The sequence below is a fragment of the Paenibacillus sp. FSL R5-0928 genome (assembly GCF_037970385.1).
GTDB lineage: Bacteria > Bacillota > Bacilli > Paenibacillales > Paenibacillaceae > Paenibacillus_AQ > Paenibacillus_AQ odorifer.
In genome coordinates this window covers 1,271,110-1,289,256 of the sequence record NZ_CP150225.1, presented here as the reverse complement: position 1 = coordinate 1,289,256, position 18,147 = coordinate 1,271,110, and the positions used below count along the sequence as shown (strand labels likewise).

The following is an 18,147-nucleotide window of genomic DNA, read 5'->3' as shown; positions in this document are numbered from 1 at the left end:
TCAATACTAGGCACTTCCAATAACAAAACCATTTTTCTTTTCATTGATTCTAATCAGATTTTGGTATTGCTTCTGCGTTTCTAAAGATGCAGTATGCCGAAGCTGCTCAAACATTCTGACACACTTTATTATACAGGATTCGTTATTAATCCTTACAGAAGTCTCCAAACTATCCATTATATACTTTATACTAAGCTCATATTTTCCTCTTCTTATATAATACAATGCTATTTCAGCCATAAAAAAAGTGTATCTGTCTTCGATAATTTGTCGATTATAACATTTAAGATTTCTCTGCTGATCTCTATAATCTGATATTTCTTGCTCAAACCGCTGAAGAATATCATCCACATTAAAATCATAGTGATTGGCTGCCTGAAGGATTTTGAACAGACCTGGAAGAATGTCTTCCTCTCTTTTTTCAATATAGGTCACATATTCCGGAAGCGCTGTCACATCACCTTTTAAAATTCTCAGTAAATATATATTGCCCTGTGCCCAACCCATACATCGATTCATAAGTTGCAAAGCTTCCTCCGTATCCTCACGGATCCAGCTCATATCCATGTAAAGGTTAACATACTGCAATGCTCTATCATAATCTCCCAGCTCTCTGTAAACTACTGAACGTAACACATAAGAAAATAGAATATATGAAAATAAGGGCATTGCAGGTTCCTTCTGTAACACGTTTTTTCTGGCTCGCTCATTATTATACTTATATTGAATGGATGCTTTTTTTTCAATTTCAATAGCTATGAGCATTACCTTATCCCAATACCTCAATGCGCTATATGTATTCGCCAGAGCCTTCAGCGCGTCAAGTTGATCGACTTCATCAAGCCGATTTACAAAACCCTCAAACTGCACAGCTGCTCGCAAATTCAGATCCTGATCACCCCCTAGAGCAATCGTGAACAGTCTGTATTGGCAAAAAGCCAGCCGCTCTGAATGCTGATACTTCTCACTCTCCGCGACACTCCGGTATAATAACGCTGCAGCATCATATTTTCCTTGTACAAAAAAATCTTCTGCTGTATCAAACAACGAGGGTGTATAAGATAGGCTGTCCATCATGATTCCAATCACGCGACTTATACATTCCAGCTTATCTAGTTCAGCACAGCGATATAGAAAAGGTCGAAGTCGTCTCCAATTGGGATTGGAATGTATGAAACACTCCTCCACATACATATCATAAAAGCCGCCTTCTTCTAATCCCATACCTTTTGTAATACGGTCTAATTGCTGCATGGCTATAGGCCGATTCCCATTGATAATGTTGCTAATTGTGCCCGAATTCACTTTAGATACCTCTGCGAATTGATTAATTGTTATTCCATTCTTCTTGAGGTAGTCCGCCAGTTCTGCACGAATGGTCATCTGCTTCATGATCAAAGCCACCTTTCGCCATCATGATTCATATATAGATCAATAGTATTTAAATAATAATATGTCTAATTATTCCAGTGGTCAAATACTTTTTTTTGGCTTAATTGATTATACATTTATTCAATTAGTGATGTATAAAATACAAATTAGCCGAATGTAAAAAACCACCAGAACACAAGGTGTATTAGACCTTTTCTGGTGGCTTTTCTAATGCTACTTCTATCCATAGTTATTCAATACATGCATTTAAATTCAACTAAGAACTAGGTTTAATCATCATGTCCAGCTTATTTATATAAGGACCGAGCGCTTCAATTAACTTCTCTTGGTTTTGTATCTCCTCTTTCGAAAGCCGATCCATATGAACACTTCCATCTGCATCAAATACCTTGGCATCATAGCTTTGCAACTCATTTATTAATTGTTCGATCTCCTCAAACTCTTCTTTAGTAAACCTCTGTTCAGCTTTTTCCAGCACGCCATTCCAGAAAGTATCACGATCAACGACAGCCGCCTTTGCCTGAGGGATTTCATTTTCATTCATTTTCTCGAAATAAGGTTTAAGCTCAACCTGTAAATCATTATATGCCTTTTGATCTTTCGCACTTAACTGTTCTAGGTGAAAGACTCCGTCAGCATCGGCCATTTGCAGATTGTAAGCTCCCAATTCCTCTAGTAAAGACATCAATCTTGTAAATTCCTCTTCGTTAAAGCTTTGTTTCGCGTTCTGCAGCTTGGCTTCAAGCCTGTCATATTGTTGCTGGGTTACTCCAATCGTAGCAGCAGTTGCTTGTGAGCCATACAGGGTATCCGCCAAATAATTATATCCGGCATATGCTCCAGTAGGAATTAATAATGCAGCCGCCAAAATGCTTGCTACAAGCCATTTTTTCATTCGTCTTCCCCCTGATCTCTTCTCGGTCTGATTTAGTATTTGCTCCTTCAGTTCCGGTGGGGCACTTAGATTTCTCGCCTCTTCCTGCAGAACTGTCCGTAACTCTTCATTGAAATTCATGCAGGTCCTCCACCTTTCCCTTAAAAAGAGTATGATTCTCCGGCTTCTGACGAAGCTTGTGCAGTGCAGCATGAATACGGGATTTCACCGTACCCAGAGGGATACCCAGTATCGCGGCACTTTCTTCCTGTGAATATTCATTTAAATAGTGCAGAATAATCACCTGCTTCAGCTTAAATGGAAGACGATCTACACTTGCTAGTAGACGGCGGTTAGCTAACCTGTCCACAACATCACTAGTGAAATCAGGTTCCATCCTTAAATCAGTCTGCTCTACTTTTTTAACCATTCGGAGATGCGTCCATCTCTTTCTTCGATAGGCATGAATTTGCCGCATAACCAGCCCCATAAGCCAAGGCCTAAAAGGACGATTGACGTCAAATTGCTCAAGCGACCGGTGCACCTGAATATAAATCTCCTGAACAACATCATCCACATCGGAGGTTTCGCGAACGAGAAAATGAACGGTCTGATACACATCCCGAATCGTTGCTTCATATAGTTCACTGTACGCTTCACGGCTGCCGGCTAGCGTAAGCGCAATGAGCTGAGAATATTCATTTGGATGTTTCATCCCTCTCAATCCCTCCTTCGGTCTTACACTATGTATTGGTAAATAGAGAATAAATCGTTCGATTTATTTTTTACTCTGCAGCGGCTTAATGGAGTAGATGAAGTAAGCGGAGGCGACTGCCAGCTGAACAGATTATGGACAGGTGGAAGCTGATCTTTGGCTTTGCTTGAGCAGATTATAGACAGGTGGAAGCTAGTCTTCAGCTTTGCTTGAGCAAATTATGGACGGTGGAAGCTGATCTTCAGCTTTGCCTGAGCAGATTATGGACAGGTGGAAGCTGATGTTCAGCTTTGCTTGAACAGATTATGGGCAGGTGGAAGCTAGTCTTCAGCTTTGCTTGAACAGATTATGGGCAGGTGGAAGCTGATGTTCGGCTTTACACGCCAGCTTTGGCCGGATCCCGCAGAAATCTATGAGATAACTGCATTCTGTACACTTATTCCATATGCAAAAAGGTTTACTCTGATTTTAAGTGTATTCTATACAATTAAAAAGCGGAGAAACTTCCTATAGTGGGATAAATCGTGAAAATAAGTGTACGAAATACAATTATATCCATCCAAGCGTTATTTCGCAGAAATATAGTTGTACGAAGTACAGCTATATTCTCCCACTCATTGTTTGCATGTGCCCTCAATAAAGCGAAAAAGGGGAGATCCATATGGATCATCCCCTTGCCTATATATACTCGAACAGTAACCGCCTATCTCTCTAAAAAATCAGTCAGCGGATAGACTCAGCAACTTTGATCAAATCATTCTTGTCCAAGCTAGCTGATGTTACACCGTATAAGACTCCATTGGCTTCCCAGTCCAACCCTTTTCCATTAACCAATACAGCATCAGCTCCGTTAATCTTCACTTTTTCGATTGTGCCATCCGTCGACATCTCATAAGCCGTTTCGGAATCAGCGTGCCGCTGCTGCATCGAGATGATCTCATCGGTAGCTTCATTAACAAAATATAAATTAATATATTTGCTGTTGATTACTTCACCATTGCTATCCTTATAAAACTCTGCACGATCAAAGGTATAACCGTCTGGCAAATACTCCGGCAATCCCACATTAAAAATCGTATATTCATTTAGCTTGCTAGAATCCCTCTCGATCAGCAATTCCGCTTTCTCTTGATCCCTCTCAGATTGCGTAACCAGTCTGCCGTCTTCAACTCCGACGATTTTTTCCCCATCAGCATTGTAGATATCACCTGCCTTTTGAGCAGCGTCGAGGGTCACAAGCGCATTTCCTTTGCTATCAAAAATCTTCCCCTTAAAGTCATCCGGAATCACGTTGGAATCCGCAGAAAATTCTACTTCATGGGCTACAATATGGCCTAAGTTTATCGTTTGCAATACTTTCATTAACAGCTCCTGTGCAAATGACGGCTGCACAAAAGTTACACTTAATACGCTAACCACTAGCAAAGTTGCCAGCATAACAGCAGGACGTCTTAATCTATGTTTTGTATGCAATCCTTTCTCCTCCTTTTGGCCGGCATACTTTCTCCGAGCCTTATTCAGAATGGCTGTTTTGTCAGAGCCCTCGCTGAAATCTTTATGGGCCAGAACCCTGCCTAGCTCCAGCAGCTCCTTGTACTCCCCAGCACCCTTTAAATCATTTGCCGCTCCATATATACTTTCATCTAAATCTGCTGAGAACTTCTGCTGTATCTCTTTACTGTTCATAGCTGCTCCACGCTCCCTATTTCAGTCTTCAGCTTTTTCATAGTCCGGTAGAGTATCACACCGATATTGCTCTCCGAAATTCCCGTAACCTGGGCAATCTCTCTGTTTCTCAGATTAGCTCCATATTTTAGAGCCACAATATTCCGCTCCTTTGAGCTCAATGTATTCAAGGCTTCGTTAAGCCTTCCACTACGTTCTCCCTGGAGGATCAAGCTTTCCGGATCTTTTCTGCTAGAAACCAGTTCCTTGACGGCATCCAGCGAAAAGAAACTTTTCCTTTTAAAACTCCGGTAATGATCATTGACCACATTTCTGGCAATGGCGAATAACCATACCTCTAAAGGAGCTTTTTCCTGAGAATAGGTCGATAGTTTCGCCAACATTTTCTCAAAAACAAGGCTTGTCAGATCCTCAGCCGTATGGAGAGAACTAACCCGGTAAGCGATGTAGTTGAATATTCTTTTATAGTAGGTTTCAAAAATCGTTGTGAACAAAACATCTATGTCAGTATTTTCCTGTATATTCTCTTTAACAAAAGGATGAAGCAATGCGCGCTCATGCATCAATCTAACTCTCCTTTCCCACCAAATTTTCACTTAGCTAAGTAAATTCATCAGTTAATACGATATATTTCCAATTTCATTACAAGATATAAAAAAAAGAAGGGTTCCAGCGCTAAATTCAGTCTTTCTAACCAAGCTACAGTAACCCGTCAACTTGACAAGCTTATTATAGCTTCTATATATTTTAGTAACTAAAGTAAATTGGAGCGAGGCAATGTTATGAGCACAAAGGAAGAGAAACAAAATGCTATCCATAAGGTCATGGAATCTATGGCAAATGTGCAGCAGAAATCCCAGTTTTTCATTGATATGATCACTAAAAAGGAAACCCTGACTCACAATCAGATCATGCTGCTGTTTCAACTCCGGCTTACCGGAAGCTTGAACATTACTGACATCTCTGAACGCTTCGTGGTCACACCCGGAGCCGCTTCTTCCATGTGCGATAAACTTGAGGAAGCCGGACTTATTGAACGGGTGCGGACTAAAGAAGACCGCAGAGTTGTCAATATTGTCCTTACAGAACAAGGCGATCAGCGTATCCATACAATATTTGAAGCATTTCCTACCTCAGATCTGAATAAAATCTCCGGAACTTTAGAACAAATAAATAAATTGATGGAACAAATGATGCACTAACAGCCTTCATTTTGCTCCTTATCAGCTATACTCTTTTCTATAAACACTGTCTGTCAGGAAACTGACGGCAGTGTTTTTTATGTTAAACTCCCAATTTATTATATTGACTATATATTATAATGAATATATATTTTAATTATTAAAATATATTTTGAAGGACGGTACTGTAAATGTCCAATAATAACAATACTTATGAACGTACTGACATGATCGATCCACCGTTGAAGGTAAGAGGTTCGCTGTTTGTCCGAGAGAATATTCGTGCGGTTACTGTTGATGTGTTTGGCCACTTAAGTACTAAAAGTAGTGTCTCGACATCAAAACTCAAAGTATCTGGCGACTGTACAATTGGGGGGAATTGTAAGGCCAATCAGGTAAACAATCTAGGGAGTCTGCGCGTTCAAAATATCCAAGCAGATAATCTCCGATCTTCTGGATACATGTCCGTAGCAGAAAATGCTGCAGCCGGGACTTTTTATGCTGAAGGTGCTGTGAACATAAAGAGACTAAATGCAGATTCATCGATTGAGATCCGTTTAGGCAATAGAAGCACAGTCGAGGTTATGAGAGCTGGCGGTGACATTATCGTTAAACCCTCCTCCAAGTTGATTAATGCGCTGATGCACCCTTTTCGAAAACTTACCTGCACAACGATTGAAGGAACTAGCATAACGTTATACCGGACGACAGCTGACCTTGTGTGCGGTGAAGAAATCATCGTCGGACCGGGTTGTACCATTGGGGAAATCCGCTATAGCAAAAGTCTAACGGTGGATCTTAAGTCGCAAGTTGACCGAACTGTATTTTTAAACCAATAAAGGAGAGTCTACATGGAAAAAATCACTCATTTGTCAGGAGCCACTATACTCAAAAATATCGCCAAAGGTGCCACCATCTTGTTCTGTGTACCGATCCTTAGTGTCTGGGCCGTGGGGAGTGTTGTCTGTGCAATCATTGCACCTATCGGTGGTGTGCTAGGTATTGTTGGCATCAAAGGGATAGGACTAAATGCCTTCCCAGATTATGATTTCCCGAACATTCTCAGCCTTCCAATTGGTCTGTGCCTCTCCTTACTTTTGTTCATTTCTTTCTATTACACTCGTCGTTTATTGCGTGGATGCCTGCATTTTATAAAAAACTAGCGAACTGTAACAAGCTTGTATTCTCTTTGTTAATAGAAAGTGACCTACAACGCGCTGTTTTATTCTATACTTAAGGGGACTGGACTTTATCCTGGAGGTAATTATGAATAAAATCATCGCTATAGGAGCTATCACGCTCTTTTTGGCCGGATGCGGAGCATCGGCAACCATAGATATGGATACAACAATGGCTATTAACCAAACACAAGCTACTTCAGCACCACTGAAACTAATCGTGGACGGCGAAGCCGTTCTTCCTACTCTCTCCCCTTTTTTCCTAGATGATAAGGTCTATGTACCTGCAAAAGTACTAATGGAATACTACACCTCAGAACAAAAATGGGATAATAACTTAAAGACCTTGACCATCTCTGATGGAAGCAGTAGTTATGTTCTGACGCCGGACAATGAGTATATGCAAGCTGATGGATATCAAACCTCGCTTGAAGGACCAGCTATTCTACGAAATGGTATTTTATATATTCCAGCCGATTCCCTAAACTCTCTGTCTGGTGCCACTGCGCAGCTGAATGCAGCTGGAACTGAAGTATTAATAACATCAGGGGATGTTAGTACTACCGTCAGAACACCCAGCGAACCTCTCGCTATTGCTACAGAAAATGACCAAGTGAAGCTGTATACTGCCCTTAAAGATGGCGGTACCTACGAAGGATTTGTTGTAGAGGTGAACGGTAACAAGCATGCATTTGATTGGGAAACACCCAGACTCCTAAGTTACCCTCCTGAGATTCATTATGCCGACATCGATCAGGATGGACAGGAAGAAGTCGTTGTCATTCTGTGGCTCGGAACAGGTACGGGCATGTCCATGCAGGAACTTCACGTGATTAAGCCTAACCCGTGGGAAGAAGTCACTGTCCCTTCTGCAGATAAAGCCGCCTCCGCATTGCTTACGTCAAAAATTTCTAATGAAAAAGGGGACGCCCTGATTCAAATTCAAGTTAAAGGCTCAACTCCATCCATGGTGACTTTGCGATATCCAGATCGTGCTGAGGATGGCAATCTAGGCGAACAAGCCGGCATTGGTGCTGTTACTCACTACATAGTGGAAGAGGGCAAGCTAAAGGCGGAAACAAATGTTTATATTGGATTTCTGGAGAGTATTGGCACACTAACCTTTGCCTACAAACCGGGAAAAGATGGAATGGAACCCGACTCTATTCGCTTTGAGGTTCATGAGGAATTAGCTTCTTACGTGGAGGGTAAACAGTTATGATTGATGCCCATATACATTTAGAGCAATATGAACCTGAAGTTGCCGAACAGATACTGAGTGAACTACCTGACATGGGAATTAAAGCCCTTATCGCTGTCTCTATGAATTTGGACTCTTGTATACGCACCCAAAGACTTGCAGCCATAAATCCCGGCGTGGTCCGTCCAGCTTATGGCTTTCATCCAGAGCAACCCCTGCCGCAGGATGCTGAGCTGGCTGCTCTGCTGAAATGGATCGAGAGTCAATCTAGTGAGGATTATATTGCTGTGGGGGAAATCGGGCTGCCTTACTATACGCGTGCTGAAGCTTTAGAACGTGGCGAAACCTTTGATATGGAGCCCTATATTGAACTGCTGGATCAGTTGCTTGGGTTAGCTGCCCGTCTCGATAAACCTGTGGTGCTGCATGCTGTCTATGAAGATGCGCTTATTGCTTGTGATCTCCTGGAAAAACATAACATACAGCATGCCCACTTTCACTGGTTCAAAGGTCCGGAAGAAGCCATTGCCCGCATGATTAAGAACGGCTACTATATCTCCTTCACCCCGGATATCCTGTATGAGCCGGAGATACAGGCGCTTGCCCGCCGTTATCCCCCAGAGCTAGTCATGGCTGAAACCGATGGGCCTTGGCCGTTCGAAGGACCTTTTGCGGGGAAAATCACCCATCCGTCTATGATTCGGGAAGTCGCCGCTGCTTGGGGAGCGCTTCATGGTTACACCCCCGGCGAAGCGGAAGAGTTAGTGACTGCGAATGCTAAGCGATTTTATAGCTTGTAGATAGCTCTATAGACTATAGATAGATCTATTCCTTGTAGATAGTTCTATTGTTAGAGTAGAAGAAAGTCAGTGCCTTAGCTAGAATAGCCTAAAGTCAGACTAACGTTATGATTAAACACAGCTTGGCTTGTGAAGCCGTATTTTTCATAGTGGAAGTACTGTTCACAAGCCAACCTTACTTAATCCAGATCCCCTTACACATTTTCATTTGATTCGGTAATATTTTCGCGTACATATTTTTGCGTATGTATTTACGTGGACGTATTTATGCGTACGTATTTACTCGTACGTATTTATGCGTACGTATTTACTCGTGCGTATTTATGCGTACGTATTTACTCGTACGTATTTATGCGTACGTAATTTACGCGTAGATATTTACGTGGACGTAGTTTACGCGTACTTATACCTGTACGCATTTATGCGTACGTGTTTATGTGTACTTATTTATGCGTATGTATTTTACGCGTACCCATTTACGTGTATCTAATTACGTGTACGTATTACCTGTACGTAATTACGCGTACGTATTTACTCGTGCGTATTTACTCGTACGTATTTACGTGTGTGAAGCCGCTATCGGACACAGCTGACCTTATATGCAGCAATTCCCCACTTTTGGGATGAGAAAGGACCCCAGAGTCGCTATTGGCATAAAAAACACCCAATAAGGTGCTCTTTTTAAGGAATAACGACGCTGGAGTCCGAAACCATGCTCCAAAGGCTAATAATCTGCGAATAATGTCATCTGGGTCCGTAAGCCTCAGGTTGATGATGACTCGGGACGCTTGTAAGCAGTCCCCAATAATCATAACCTCTCCACATCCACTAACGTTCCGCCTGCGAACTTCATTTTATAAATATCCGGCTTTGTGGTTTGAAGAAGAAAGTTCAGATCATATTTGGCATCAAAATAGTTCATCATAAGCGTCATGACTGCCCCGTGAGTTCCAATAGCAACCTTTTGACCGCTGTGATTGCTCAGTATTTCTGCCAGCACACTAACTGAACGCTTCTGACACGCATGAATGGATTCCCCACCAACTGGGACAAAATCCGGATCTTCAAACATTTTTGTCAGTAATGGATACAGCTCCTGATCAGTCATAATCTTATTTCCGTCCGAGAAATGGATTTCCCGGAGGTCTTCAACACTCTGAATCTCTGCTCCTAAGTCCTGCGCCAATCCAGAAATCGTATGTATAGCCCGAAGGTATGGACTTGAATAGAAGACTTGAATTCCTTCCAGACGTAGTTTTTCCGTTATCTTGCGGGCATCCGTCTCCCCCTTCGCGGTTAGTACGCGAGTCCTTTCAGTTTCTCCGGGCAGTTTGGGCGACTCACCGTGCCTCACCATGTAAATAAAAGTAGCCATCCTTTCCATCCTTTCCATCCTTTCCATCCTTTACCTCTACAAATTCTAATGTTCTAGCCAATCTCCTCTACACACTAAAAAAGCCCTTACGGACGAGAAACTGTCCTATCGGGCTAGGTAATATTGTAACTTATAACGTTTCGTGCAGCAGTTGCTTTAGATCACAAAGTAATAACTTATTGAGAGGTCACTTATTAAGGAGATACTTATTGAGAAGTCACTTACTGAGAAGTCACATATTAAGGCGACTATGACTAAAGAGACTCTTAATTGCACTATATACAACTATTAAGCGTAAAAAGAGACATCCTGAGCAAATAAGTGTACTTTGTGCAACTAAAAATCATCATTCCTAGACTAAAAGGGAGAATATCAAATAATAACTGCACAAAGTACAACTAAATCCCAGTTTGATCGATGGAGGGGAATTTAACTGCACATTCTGCAACTAAATGCTAGGAAGTCACGCTAGATTATCTTTGCTACTCAACCTGTCTAGTCTAGCTAAGTATCGGCTAGGGAGTCACGCTAGATTGTCTCTGCCACTCAACCTGTCTAGTCTAGCTAAGTATCTGCTAGGTTGTCACGCTAGGTTCTCTCTGCCACTCAACCTTCCCAGTCTAGCTAATCTAGTCCAGTTAGGAAGTCCCGCTAGCTAGACTAGCGTGCTACCTGCTAGCTCCCCTCCATCACCTCAACTGTCCTAGATTGCTCCGCAGAGCTATCGTTCATCTCTTTCTGCGCAGGCCACAGCACACGCCCAAATGCGATGCCCAGCACACCAATCAGAGCGATTACGATGCCGAAATTCAAAAAGATACGGCTAGGCCCAGCAATCTGAACCATCATTCCGCCGAGAAGTGGTGCGCCAATCATAACTCCGCTAAGAATGGTACTCTGAATACCGAACACACGCCCTGTCATATGCGGGGGTGTTTCTTTTTGCAGACAATAATTGAACGTGATGATAAAAATTCCATTCCCAATACCTAGTAAGAACCCTAATAGCAATACAGAAATACTGGAAGCTCCTGGCTGAAGCAGTCCAAGTCCCCCAACCGATAAACCCATCAGCACATAACCCGTTCCAAGCTTCCAGCCATAACCTGTTCCGCGATTCATTTTGTTCATGACCATAATGATGAATACAGCACCACCTCCGGATGCCGCCACGAGCCAGCCCAGTAAAGATTCATTAGAGGGTGCAAGTACCCTAAATAGACTGGTGAATTGAAAATCAATCATCTGAATAGCCATTGAACAGACTATGCCAAACAGCATGGTATTTAGCAGCAACCTACTATGCAGCATAAAATTCCAGCCTTCTTTCCACATCGTGCGGAGAGCAACACGTTCCTCTTGATCGCCCTTGCCTTCTATGCCAACTTGTTCTACTTCACTTTTCTTAACTGTAAGTAGGAGCAAATAGGAACAGCCTCTAAGGCAAGCATTGATCAATATACACCACTGTGGCGTAAGAACAGACAACGCGAAGCCGCCCAGTAAAGGTCCCGCGATTTTCGAGCCTTGATTTACAAGCCCATTAAGCGAGGTAGCTTGAAGCAGTTGGTCTTCTCTAACCATACTACGGGTCATCGACTGCTGAGCAGGCACGTTTAACGTAGAAATGGCAGCACGCAACATCAATAACGGGAGCAACCACACCATACTGGGAGCAAATAATACGAATACGGTTAACAATGCCGTAAGCAGATCACACATCCGCATTAGCTTCAGCTTGTTCAGTCGGTCAGCCACTACCCCTGCGAACGAGCCCAGCAAAATCCCCGGCAAAGCTATGGAGACCGGAATCAAAGCCAGCATTAGCGGGCTGGCCTGCCAGCGGTACCCTACGAGTACCTGAATTGCTAAGGCATCGAACCAATCCCCAAAGGTAGCCGTCGCATATGCGCTGTACACACGCATATACACCTTGTTCTTAAGCAGGCTCGTGCCTGCTTGTGTTGAAGCATTCATTAAACATTCCTCCAAATTACAATTAAGAACTTATTAGCATGACCTTAATGTAATGGAGAATTGTCAGAGAATTATCAGGGGGCAGTCACAAGGTTCGTAAGCACGGTATCCAAGGATTGTTCTAACCGATGGAATCCCCGCTCTTCCTTCTCCTGTTCAAATATATCCACATATTTGCGATACAAAGCTGGCTTAGGTGGAAACTGTTTACAAAAATGAACTATTCGGTACAATGCATATATCCGTATCGGCACGAACCCTGACATCTCAAGCACCTGAAGTGCCTCATCCAACAGTTGCTCGGCTTCACGCCAAGACTTGCGCCGTAGAAACCACAAGCCCCTTGTAACTTTATAACTACCAATCTCACGCAAATAAGGTTTCTCCAGCAAAAGTGCTTCAATGTCTGTTGCCATCCGTTCTATTACGTGATCTTCTGTTCCCATCCACAAGTGTGTAAGCATTTCTGAGGTCGCCGTTATAGGAATGAAACTCTCATACCCCGGCTCTTTAATCACTTCATATGTTAGCTTTAGTCGTTCCAGTGCTTTTTCCGGTTGCCCTGCCAGCGTGTACAAATCCAGAATATTTAGAATCTCCACTTCGCGATGCTGAGGCGGCAAAAGAATTTTTTTCTCAAGGACCAACTCACAGAACTCTAATTTTTTCTTAGGATCACCCAATAGAACATAACAGATTAATAAGGAATAAAACCGTTCCCCTATCCCCACCTCGGTTGTGTTCAGCAGCCAATCCAAATCTCCCTGTACAAAATGAATATAGATCGAATAAAACGGATCCATCGCATACCCCAAAACATCCTGTTGGCGTGCGAGGATTAACATCGAGCGACCTTGGCCATATAGGTGATATTTCTTGAATACCTCCCGCATCGTCTTTTGCATCTCTAAGTCATATGTAGTCGGATTGGCCATAGCAGCTGAGGGCTCCTGCATAGTCAGACTATAACCAAATCCCCGAACAGTCTTAATATCTAAGTCTTGAAACTTGCCTAGCTTTTTACGAAGCCGATAAATATGATCATCTACTGTTCGCTCTACCGGATATTCAAGCGGCCACACCTTATCCAACAGCTGTTCTCGACTGAATGTACGCCCTCTATTTTTATACAAGAACTGAAAAAGCGTAAATTCTTTTGGGAATAATTCTATCGTTATCCCTTCTGCGGTCACTTTATATTCACTTTCGTTTAATTCCAGTTGCATGATAGAACCTCACTTTCCCCGAACCCGCTCATTGGTTACATTATAACAGTCAGTCCAAGGCCTACTCCACATCAAAAAAGAACATACAAAAAGAGCAACCCACAGATTCCTCTGCATGATTGCTCTCTCCTCTTCTAACCCATGCCACTTACCCAGCCATATTGTTAAAGGAATCCTGTTCACTAAACACGGAAATATGATCTACTGTACCGGTCGAGCTTGGAATAATAAATTTCAGCTGGTATTGGTCATTGGCTTGATAGGTGTAAATCTTATCGTCTCCGTTCACTTTGGTAGCGTCAGGCTTGCCGAGTGTTGCCTCAATTTGCTTCAGCGTCAGCTTTTGCAGTGTGGAATCACTTGAACGAACATCGAAGATTAAACTTCCTTTATTAAATCCAAACACGACATGTTTGTCAGTGTAGGTTGCATAAATTCCTTTTCCCGCTGACTCTTGTTGATCAGGCTTGCCCCAATCCGCTTCGACCTCATCAATGAGTCCGGTATGAGCGGCATATTTTACGCCAGGCACCTTCCCCTTTTTAGCAAGCTCGAGCAACTCTTTAAGCTGTTTGTCGCTATTTTGTGAATTTGAGCCGGTTGAATCTTTATCAGTCTCCGTAGGGGAGGAAGTCGCTGCTGGTGCAGTTTCTGCTGGGGTGCTTGATGGACTAACTTCCGGCTCAGAGGTTGCTGTTACAGCCGTTTCTGTTGGCGAAGTTGCCTGGGATTCTGAATTCCCCGCCTCATTGTTCGAGCTGCATCCAGCAAGCCCAATCATTCCTGCGAGTAGGATAGAGCCTGCTATTAATTTTATCTTTTCTGACATGATGTCATCTCCTTAGTAGATTACCTAAAAGTCATCTTGCAAAAATGAAACTGAACATACAGACGAGCTGAAAATCAAATAGTTGCAGGATAGCGGCAATTTTTCTGGCTAACCCTCTTTTACCCATATCTACAAATATAAATTCATACACACTCTATTTTTCTACATAAAACCCTTTTTTCCGACACCTAACTCAAGTAAGTTTCTCTTTTAAAATCTCCACATAACTCCATCTAACTATAAACTCGTAAACTCGTAAACCTATGAACTATATGACCTTACCCGTCATTCCCAGCCTCGAAGGGTTTCATTGCAGAACGTACAATAGAAAGGAGCTAATCCTGCTTGAAAAAGCGACCCATTGCAATCTGTACAATAGATTCCAACAGTAACCTCTTATCCGGCGAACTGCAATCGCGACATTTGTTGAATAATTTTCCATCCAAACGCAACCTTAATCCTCCAATCCGCATCTTATTAGTAAAGGGAGGGGAGCTACATCTGAATATTATAGAGAGAATTGTGGCAAAAGATGAGTCAGCTCTCCGCCTGTTAATGGACGAATATGGAGATATGCTGCTGCGAACCGCTTCTTTACTGCTCAAAGATAGACAAAGTGCCGAAGAAGCGGTACAAGATACTTTTATTCAAGCTTATGCCAAAATGAGTCAGTTACAGGAACCGGATCGGCTGAAGGCATGGCTGATACGGATAGTGGTCAATCGCTGCCGCATGAGGCAACGGACTTGGAGCTGGCGTAATATTTTCCCGGCGGGAGGGTCAGAGCTGCAAACCAACGAGGATGCTGACTTCACAGCCGGAGCGGAAGAGCTTTTTATGGTGGAATGGCATAACGTGAGGCTCGCCGAGTCCATGAGAAATCTCGATTATCTATACCGTGAATGTCTGACGTTATATTACTTTCATGAGATGAGTATCCGGGAAATTTCCGAGCAATTAAATACATCTGAAAATACGATCAAATCCAGACTCGCCAGAGGCCGGACGCTCTTAAAAAAGATTTTGGTGAAGGAGGGACATTTCTTATGAATACAGAACGCGATGCGATCAAAAAGCAGCTGGATGAAGAATTAAAGAACCTCCAGTTCACTGGACACGACCGGGTCATTAAGCAGACTCATCCTCCAACCTTTGGAGCCCGTTTATTGGCGCTGTGGAATAAAGAAATTGAGATCCCTGTCAAACCTATAGGTGCGATCGGTGCTATTATTTTAGTAGTTTCGCTTACCCTACATCAACCAGAGGTTAAACAACAGCCACAACAAAATACCCCGCAGCGTGCGAACCGAGAACTAATCGAAGCTGGAGGCAATACGTATTGGAAGGATATCTACGAGCAGGCGGTGAAAAAACATGAGAATTAAGATAAAAATCAAACATCTGGTGTTATTCGTGTTACTCCCTGCCTCCCTGCTTATTCTTCTGTTTAACTTCTTACCTTCACAAAGGCAGATAGATCAGAGCACAGCTATTCAATCTAACATAGCTAGAACTGATCTTCTGCAAAAGCTGGCTTCCACAACCGGGAGTAAACGTATCGAGCTAATCCGTACAAACATCCTTGATAAGGATCACAGCTATGATCCCTACAGATATGACGTTAATGTCAGCCCTTCGATGAGCCAGTGGAGTAATGATGAAACCCAGCGTTCCGGTCTGTTACCGGAGGACATAGTACCTTTGCTTGAGGAATATATCCTTGAGGGGCCTTCGGATAATACACGTATATTTGCGGCTAAGCAGTTAGCTTATGAATATGATGCTCTTGGCCAAAAGGAAGATGGAGATCAAGCGCTAATCACCGCAACGAAACAGTCAAACAGCAACTCCGATATAGCTAAACAACTGGAGCTCCTTCGAGCGGAGCGAGCTCTAAATAGTGGCGATATAACAACCGCTGAAACAATTCTTGAACAAACCCCCTTTCCATCCGAGTATCAGGAAGAGCTAAACGCACAAAAAGCATGGCTTACCGGGCGTTTACTCTTTACAAAAGGCGAAGCGCAGGAAGCACTTGCCGTAGTAAAAGATGGCTTGGAGAGCTACAAAAAATTCTGGCAGGATATTCATAAACAAATGAACGCTGCCACCAGCAGTTCGAACGAAGGCTCCACAGACAATACAGGATCAGCAGCAGCAGCACCAGAAGCTGGGACTTCAGATACTGAAAGACAGCTGGAATCGCTTCGAACCGCAATTCAGTCTGCTATAGATATGGGAAATACTTCAACTGCTGTCGTCTCCGGTACCCTTACACGAAGCGATGGCACCCCAGTTCCGCGGGCAGGTATTTTTCTCCGTGCTGAAAGCGAAGTTAACCATAGCATCACTTCTGCTGAACCCTACCGAATCGTCACAGATACTGAAGGACGTTTCGAATTTCACGGTGTGATTCCGGGCTTTTATCAGTTACAGCTTGGACTTGGCTATGATCAGATCGACGGCTGGACCTGGCCTGTACAATATGACGATTGGATTGAAGTTAAACCGGATGGCAGGTTGAATGAGAGCATAGTTCTACAACCTCTGCTTGAGCTGCAGTCTCCCATTAATCAGGAAACCCTAACGGGCAAGACCATAGATTTCCGCTGGAAAGCTGTTGAAGGTGCAGCTTACTATCGTTTAAGCGGTGGCGGGGAGGGGGCCGTGTTGGGTGTACAAATTCGGGATCGTATTGTAGATAATCATATCTCCATTCCAGTAGAAGAACTTTACGATGGCGGCGGTTTTTCCTATGGCAGCAGTGGAGATGGCTGGGAATCTATTGACCCCCTCTCCCTTCTCGGATTTATGAATCCCGAAGTGCGCTTTTCTTGGAATATTGAAGCCTTAGATGCAGATGGACGCCTGATTACCCGCAGTAATGGCTACAGGCTGAACGAAGACACTGTCGGCAATCTGCCGTTCTTTTATCTCAAGGAAAGAGAGCTTACTGCGGCTGACCAACTACTACTGGATAAGAAAACGGATCAGGCACTAGAAATGTACCAACAAAATATTGCCGATGACCCACAGGATGTTCATGCCCTGCACATGCTAGTAAAGATGATGCTGGCAAAATCGTCCCTCACAAAGGATACAACATTAGAAGATAAGGCGATTCCTTTACTCGAAAAGCTAATACAACTACAGCCTTCTACTAATTATGCCTTCACATTATCGCAGTACTATTTTGACCATGCCGACTGGAAGTCGTATAACGAATATTATTCCTACTACAACGAACTAAACCGACCCAATACTAACGGTTATGTACTTTCTATTAACGCCACAGCCCTCATGCAACAAGGGAAGCTTGAAGAAGCTCGTAAACAATTCGCGATCGCCCTAAAGTATGATGATAGCCATCGTTTTATTGGCAGCTTTTTGGCGGCAGAATTATACGCTGGTGAATCACTCTCTTCGGTAATGACACTTGCTGAGCGTTATCCTGAACTCAGCTTTGGTCATAGTGGGTATCGCTGGCCACAAATGATTAAACAACTGTTAGCGGAACGAAAAAATCAACCTAAAGTCTTTGACCAAGAGTTAAAAGAGAAGCTTGGATGGTATATGAATGGTCAAACTGATGAGTTAAAGCAATGGATCGCAAGTGCCAAACCCTCCGCTCTGAAGACCTTTATGCAGGAGGTTTTAGAGGTACGCTAATTCATTAAAATAAACCAAAATCCGGCCCCGCTCGATAAATTCGA

17 protein-coding genes are annotated in these 18,147 nt (G+C 43.1%); 8 read left to right on the top strand and 9 right to left on the bottom strand.

Features of this window, described 5'->3' with window-relative positions:
• Window positions 1-6 precede the first annotated feature (6 nt).
• The 5 genes from MKZ16_RS05565 to MKZ16_RS05545 form a co-directional block, all read right to left on the bottom strand.
• A complete protein-coding gene (locus MKZ16_RS05565) occupies window positions 7-1,392 on the bottom strand; it encodes a helix-turn-helix transcriptional regulator (RefSeq protein WP_339815444.1) in 1,386 nt (461 codons plus the stop codon).
• Between the two features lie 256 nt (window positions 1,393-1,648).
• A complete protein-coding gene (locus tag MKZ16_RS05560; RefSeq protein WP_076104674.1) occupies window positions 1,649-2,407 on the bottom strand; it encodes a DUF3600 domain-containing protein in 759 nt (252 codons plus the stop codon).
• The gene (locus tag MKZ16_RS05555; protein WP_036686766.1) at window positions 2,394-2,981 is read right to left on the bottom strand and encodes a sigma-70 family RNA polymerase sigma factor; all 588 of its coding nucleotides are present in this window, start codon (window positions 2,979-2,981) and stop codon (window positions 2,394-2,396) included. The genes MKZ16_RS05560 and MKZ16_RS05555 overlap by 14 nt, the downstream gene beginning before the upstream one ends.
• Window positions 2,982-3,704: 723 nt before the next feature.
• A complete protein-coding gene (locus tag MKZ16_RS05550) occupies window positions 3,705-4,667 on the bottom strand; it encodes a DUF4367 domain-containing protein (RefSeq protein ID WP_076104675.1) in 963 nt (320 codons plus the stop codon).
• On the bottom strand, window positions 4,664-5,230 hold the full coding sequence (locus MKZ16_RS05545; protein WP_076104676.1) for a sigma-70 family RNA polymerase sigma factor: 567 nt from the start codon (window positions 5,228-5,230) through the stop codon (window positions 4,664-4,666). Before MKZ16_RS05545 ends, MKZ16_RS05550 begins: the two co-directional genes overlap by 4 nt.
• 219 nt (window positions 5,231-5,449) lie before the next feature.
• Here MKZ16_RS05545 and MKZ16_RS05540 point away from each other — a divergent pair, with 219 nt between their 5' ends.
• The 5 genes from MKZ16_RS05540 to MKZ16_RS05520 all read left to right on the top strand — a co-directional run bounded on the left by MKZ16_RS05540 (window position 5,450) and on the right by MKZ16_RS05520 (window position 9,027).
• Window positions 5,450-5,869 (top strand): MarR family transcriptional regulator, encoded by a 420-nt coding sequence (locus MKZ16_RS05540; RefSeq protein WP_051491478.1) that lies wholly within the window; start codon window positions 5,450-5,452, stop codon window positions 5,867-5,869.
• Between the two features lie 170 nt (window positions 5,870-6,039).
• Window positions 6,040-6,687, top strand: coding sequence for a hypothetical protein (locus tag MKZ16_RS05535; RefSeq protein ID WP_036686760.1), 648 nt, complete (start codon window positions 6,040-6,042; stop codon window positions 6,685-6,687).
• Window positions 6,688-6,699: 12 nt separating this feature from the next.
• Window positions 6,700-7,011: a hypothetical protein gene (locus tag MKZ16_RS05530; RefSeq protein ID WP_038569032.1), complete on the top strand. Its 312-nt coding sequence runs from the start codon at window positions 6,700-6,702 to the stop codon at window positions 7,009-7,011.
• A gap of 103 nt (window positions 7,012-7,114) precedes the next feature.
• Window positions 7,115-8,248, top strand: coding sequence for a copper amine oxidase N-terminal domain-containing protein (locus tag MKZ16_RS05525; protein WP_076104677.1), 1,134 nt, complete (start codon window positions 7,115-7,117; stop codon window positions 8,246-8,248).
• A complete protein-coding gene (locus tag MKZ16_RS05520) occupies window positions 8,245-9,027 on the top strand; it encodes a TatD family hydrolase (RefSeq protein ID WP_076104678.1) in 783 nt (260 codons plus the stop codon). Before MKZ16_RS05525 ends, MKZ16_RS05520 begins: the two co-directional genes overlap by 4 nt.
• 808 nt (window positions 9,028-9,835) lie before the next feature.
• Here MKZ16_RS05520 and MKZ16_RS05515 read toward each other — a convergent pair.
• The 4 genes from MKZ16_RS05515 to MKZ16_RS05500 form a co-directional block, all read right to left on the bottom strand.
• Complete coding sequence (locus MKZ16_RS05515) at window positions 9,836-10,402, bottom strand: histidine phosphatase family protein (RefSeq protein WP_076104715.1); 567 nt, start codon at window positions 10,400-10,402, stop codon at window positions 9,836-9,838.
• A 675-nt stretch (window positions 10,403-11,077) separates the two neighbouring features.
• The gene (locus tag MKZ16_RS05510) at window positions 11,078-12,379 is read right to left on the bottom strand and encodes an MFS transporter (RefSeq protein ID WP_076104679.1); all 1,302 of its coding nucleotides are present in this window, start codon (window positions 12,377-12,379) and stop codon (window positions 11,078-11,080) included.
• Window positions 12,380-12,453: 74 nt separating this feature from the next.
• On the bottom strand, window positions 12,454-13,605 hold the full coding sequence (locus tag MKZ16_RS05505; protein WP_081393379.1) for a winged helix-turn-helix domain-containing protein: 1,152 nt from the start codon (window positions 13,603-13,605) through the stop codon (window positions 12,454-12,456).
• A gap of 148 nt (window positions 13,606-13,753) precedes the next feature.
• Window positions 13,754-14,434, bottom strand: a complete 681-nt coding sequence (locus MKZ16_RS05500) for a YjgB family protein (protein WP_076104681.1) — start codon at window positions 14,432-14,434, stop codon at window positions 13,754-13,756.
• Between the two features lie 522 nt (window positions 14,435-14,956).
• Here MKZ16_RS05500 and MKZ16_RS05495 point away from each other — a divergent pair.
• From MKZ16_RS05495 to MKZ16_RS05485, 3 genes are read left to right on the top strand one after another with little or no spacing between them, the layout of a single operon-like run.
• Entirely contained in the window at window positions 14,957-15,484 is a 528-nt protein-coding gene (locus MKZ16_RS05495) for a sigma-70 family RNA polymerase sigma factor (RefSeq protein WP_280513451.1), read from the top strand.
• A complete protein-coding gene (locus tag MKZ16_RS05490) occupies window positions 15,481-15,819 on the top strand; it encodes a hypothetical protein (RefSeq protein WP_076104682.1) in 339 nt (112 codons plus the stop codon). Before MKZ16_RS05495 ends, MKZ16_RS05490 begins: the two co-directional genes overlap by 4 nt.
• Window positions 15,809-18,103: a carboxypeptidase-like regulatory domain-containing protein gene (locus tag MKZ16_RS05485; protein WP_076104683.1), complete on the top strand. Its 2,295-nt coding sequence runs from the start codon at window positions 15,809-15,811 to the stop codon at window positions 18,101-18,103. Before MKZ16_RS05490 ends, MKZ16_RS05485 begins: the two co-directional genes overlap by 11 nt.
• Window positions 18,104-18,147 lie beyond the last annotated feature (44 nt).

Coding starts and splice junctions, on each gene's coding strand:
- MKZ16_RS05510 (WP_076104679.1), bottom strand. CDS start 12,379: ATGAATGCTTCAACACAAGCAGGCACGAGCCTGCTTAAGAACAAGGTG.
- MKZ16_RS05515 (WP_076104715.1), bottom strand. CDS start 10,402: ATGGCTACTTTTATTTACATGGTGAGGCACGGTGAGTCGCCCAAACTG.
- MKZ16_RS05560 (WP_076104674.1), bottom strand. CDS start 2,407: ATGAATTTCAATGAAGAGTTACGGACAGTTCTGCAGGAAGAGGCGAGA.
- MKZ16_RS05500 (WP_076104681.1), bottom strand. CDS start 14,434: ATGTCAGAAAAGATAAAATTAATAGCAGGCTCTATCCTACTCGCAGGA.
- MKZ16_RS05550 (WP_076104675.1), bottom strand. CDS start 4,667: ATGAACAGTAAAGAGATACAGCAGAAGTTCTCAGCAGATTTAGATGAA.
- MKZ16_RS05545 (WP_076104676.1), bottom strand. CDS start 5,230: ATGCATGAGCGCGCATTGCTTCATCCTTTTGTTAAAGAGAATATACAG.
- MKZ16_RS05540 (WP_051491478.1), top strand. CDS start 5,450: ATGAGCACAAAGGAAGAGAAACAAAATGCTATCCATAAGGTCATGGAA.
- MKZ16_RS05530 (WP_038569032.1), top strand. CDS start 6,700: ATGGAAAAAATCACTCATTTGTCAGGAGCCACTATACTCAAAAATATC.
- MKZ16_RS05485 (WP_076104683.1), top strand. CDS start 15,809: ATGAGAATTAAGATAAAAATCAAACATCTGGTGTTATTCGTGTTACTC.
- MKZ16_RS05535 (WP_036686760.1), top strand. CDS start 6,040: ATGTCCAATAATAACAATACTTATGAACGTACTGACATGATCGATCCA.
- MKZ16_RS05565 (WP_339815444.1), bottom strand. CDS start 1,392: ATGAAGCAGATGACCATTCGTGCAGAACTGGCGGACTACCTCAAGAAG.
- MKZ16_RS05505 (WP_081393379.1), bottom strand. CDS start 13,605: ATGCAACTGGAATTAAACGAAAGTGAATATAAAGTGACCGCAGAAGGG.
- MKZ16_RS05490 (WP_076104682.1), top strand. CDS start 15,481: ATGAATACAGAACGCGATGCGATCAAAAAGCAGCTGGATGAAGAATTA.
- MKZ16_RS05525 (WP_076104677.1), top strand. CDS start 7,115: ATGAATAAAATCATCGCTATAGGAGCTATCACGCTCTTTTTGGCCGGA.
- MKZ16_RS05555 (WP_036686766.1), bottom strand. CDS start 2,981: ATGAAACATCCAAATGAATATTCTCAGCTCATTGCGCTTACGCTAGCC.
- MKZ16_RS05520 (WP_076104678.1), top strand. CDS start 8,245: ATGATTGATGCCCATATACATTTAGAGCAATATGAACCTGAAGTTGCC.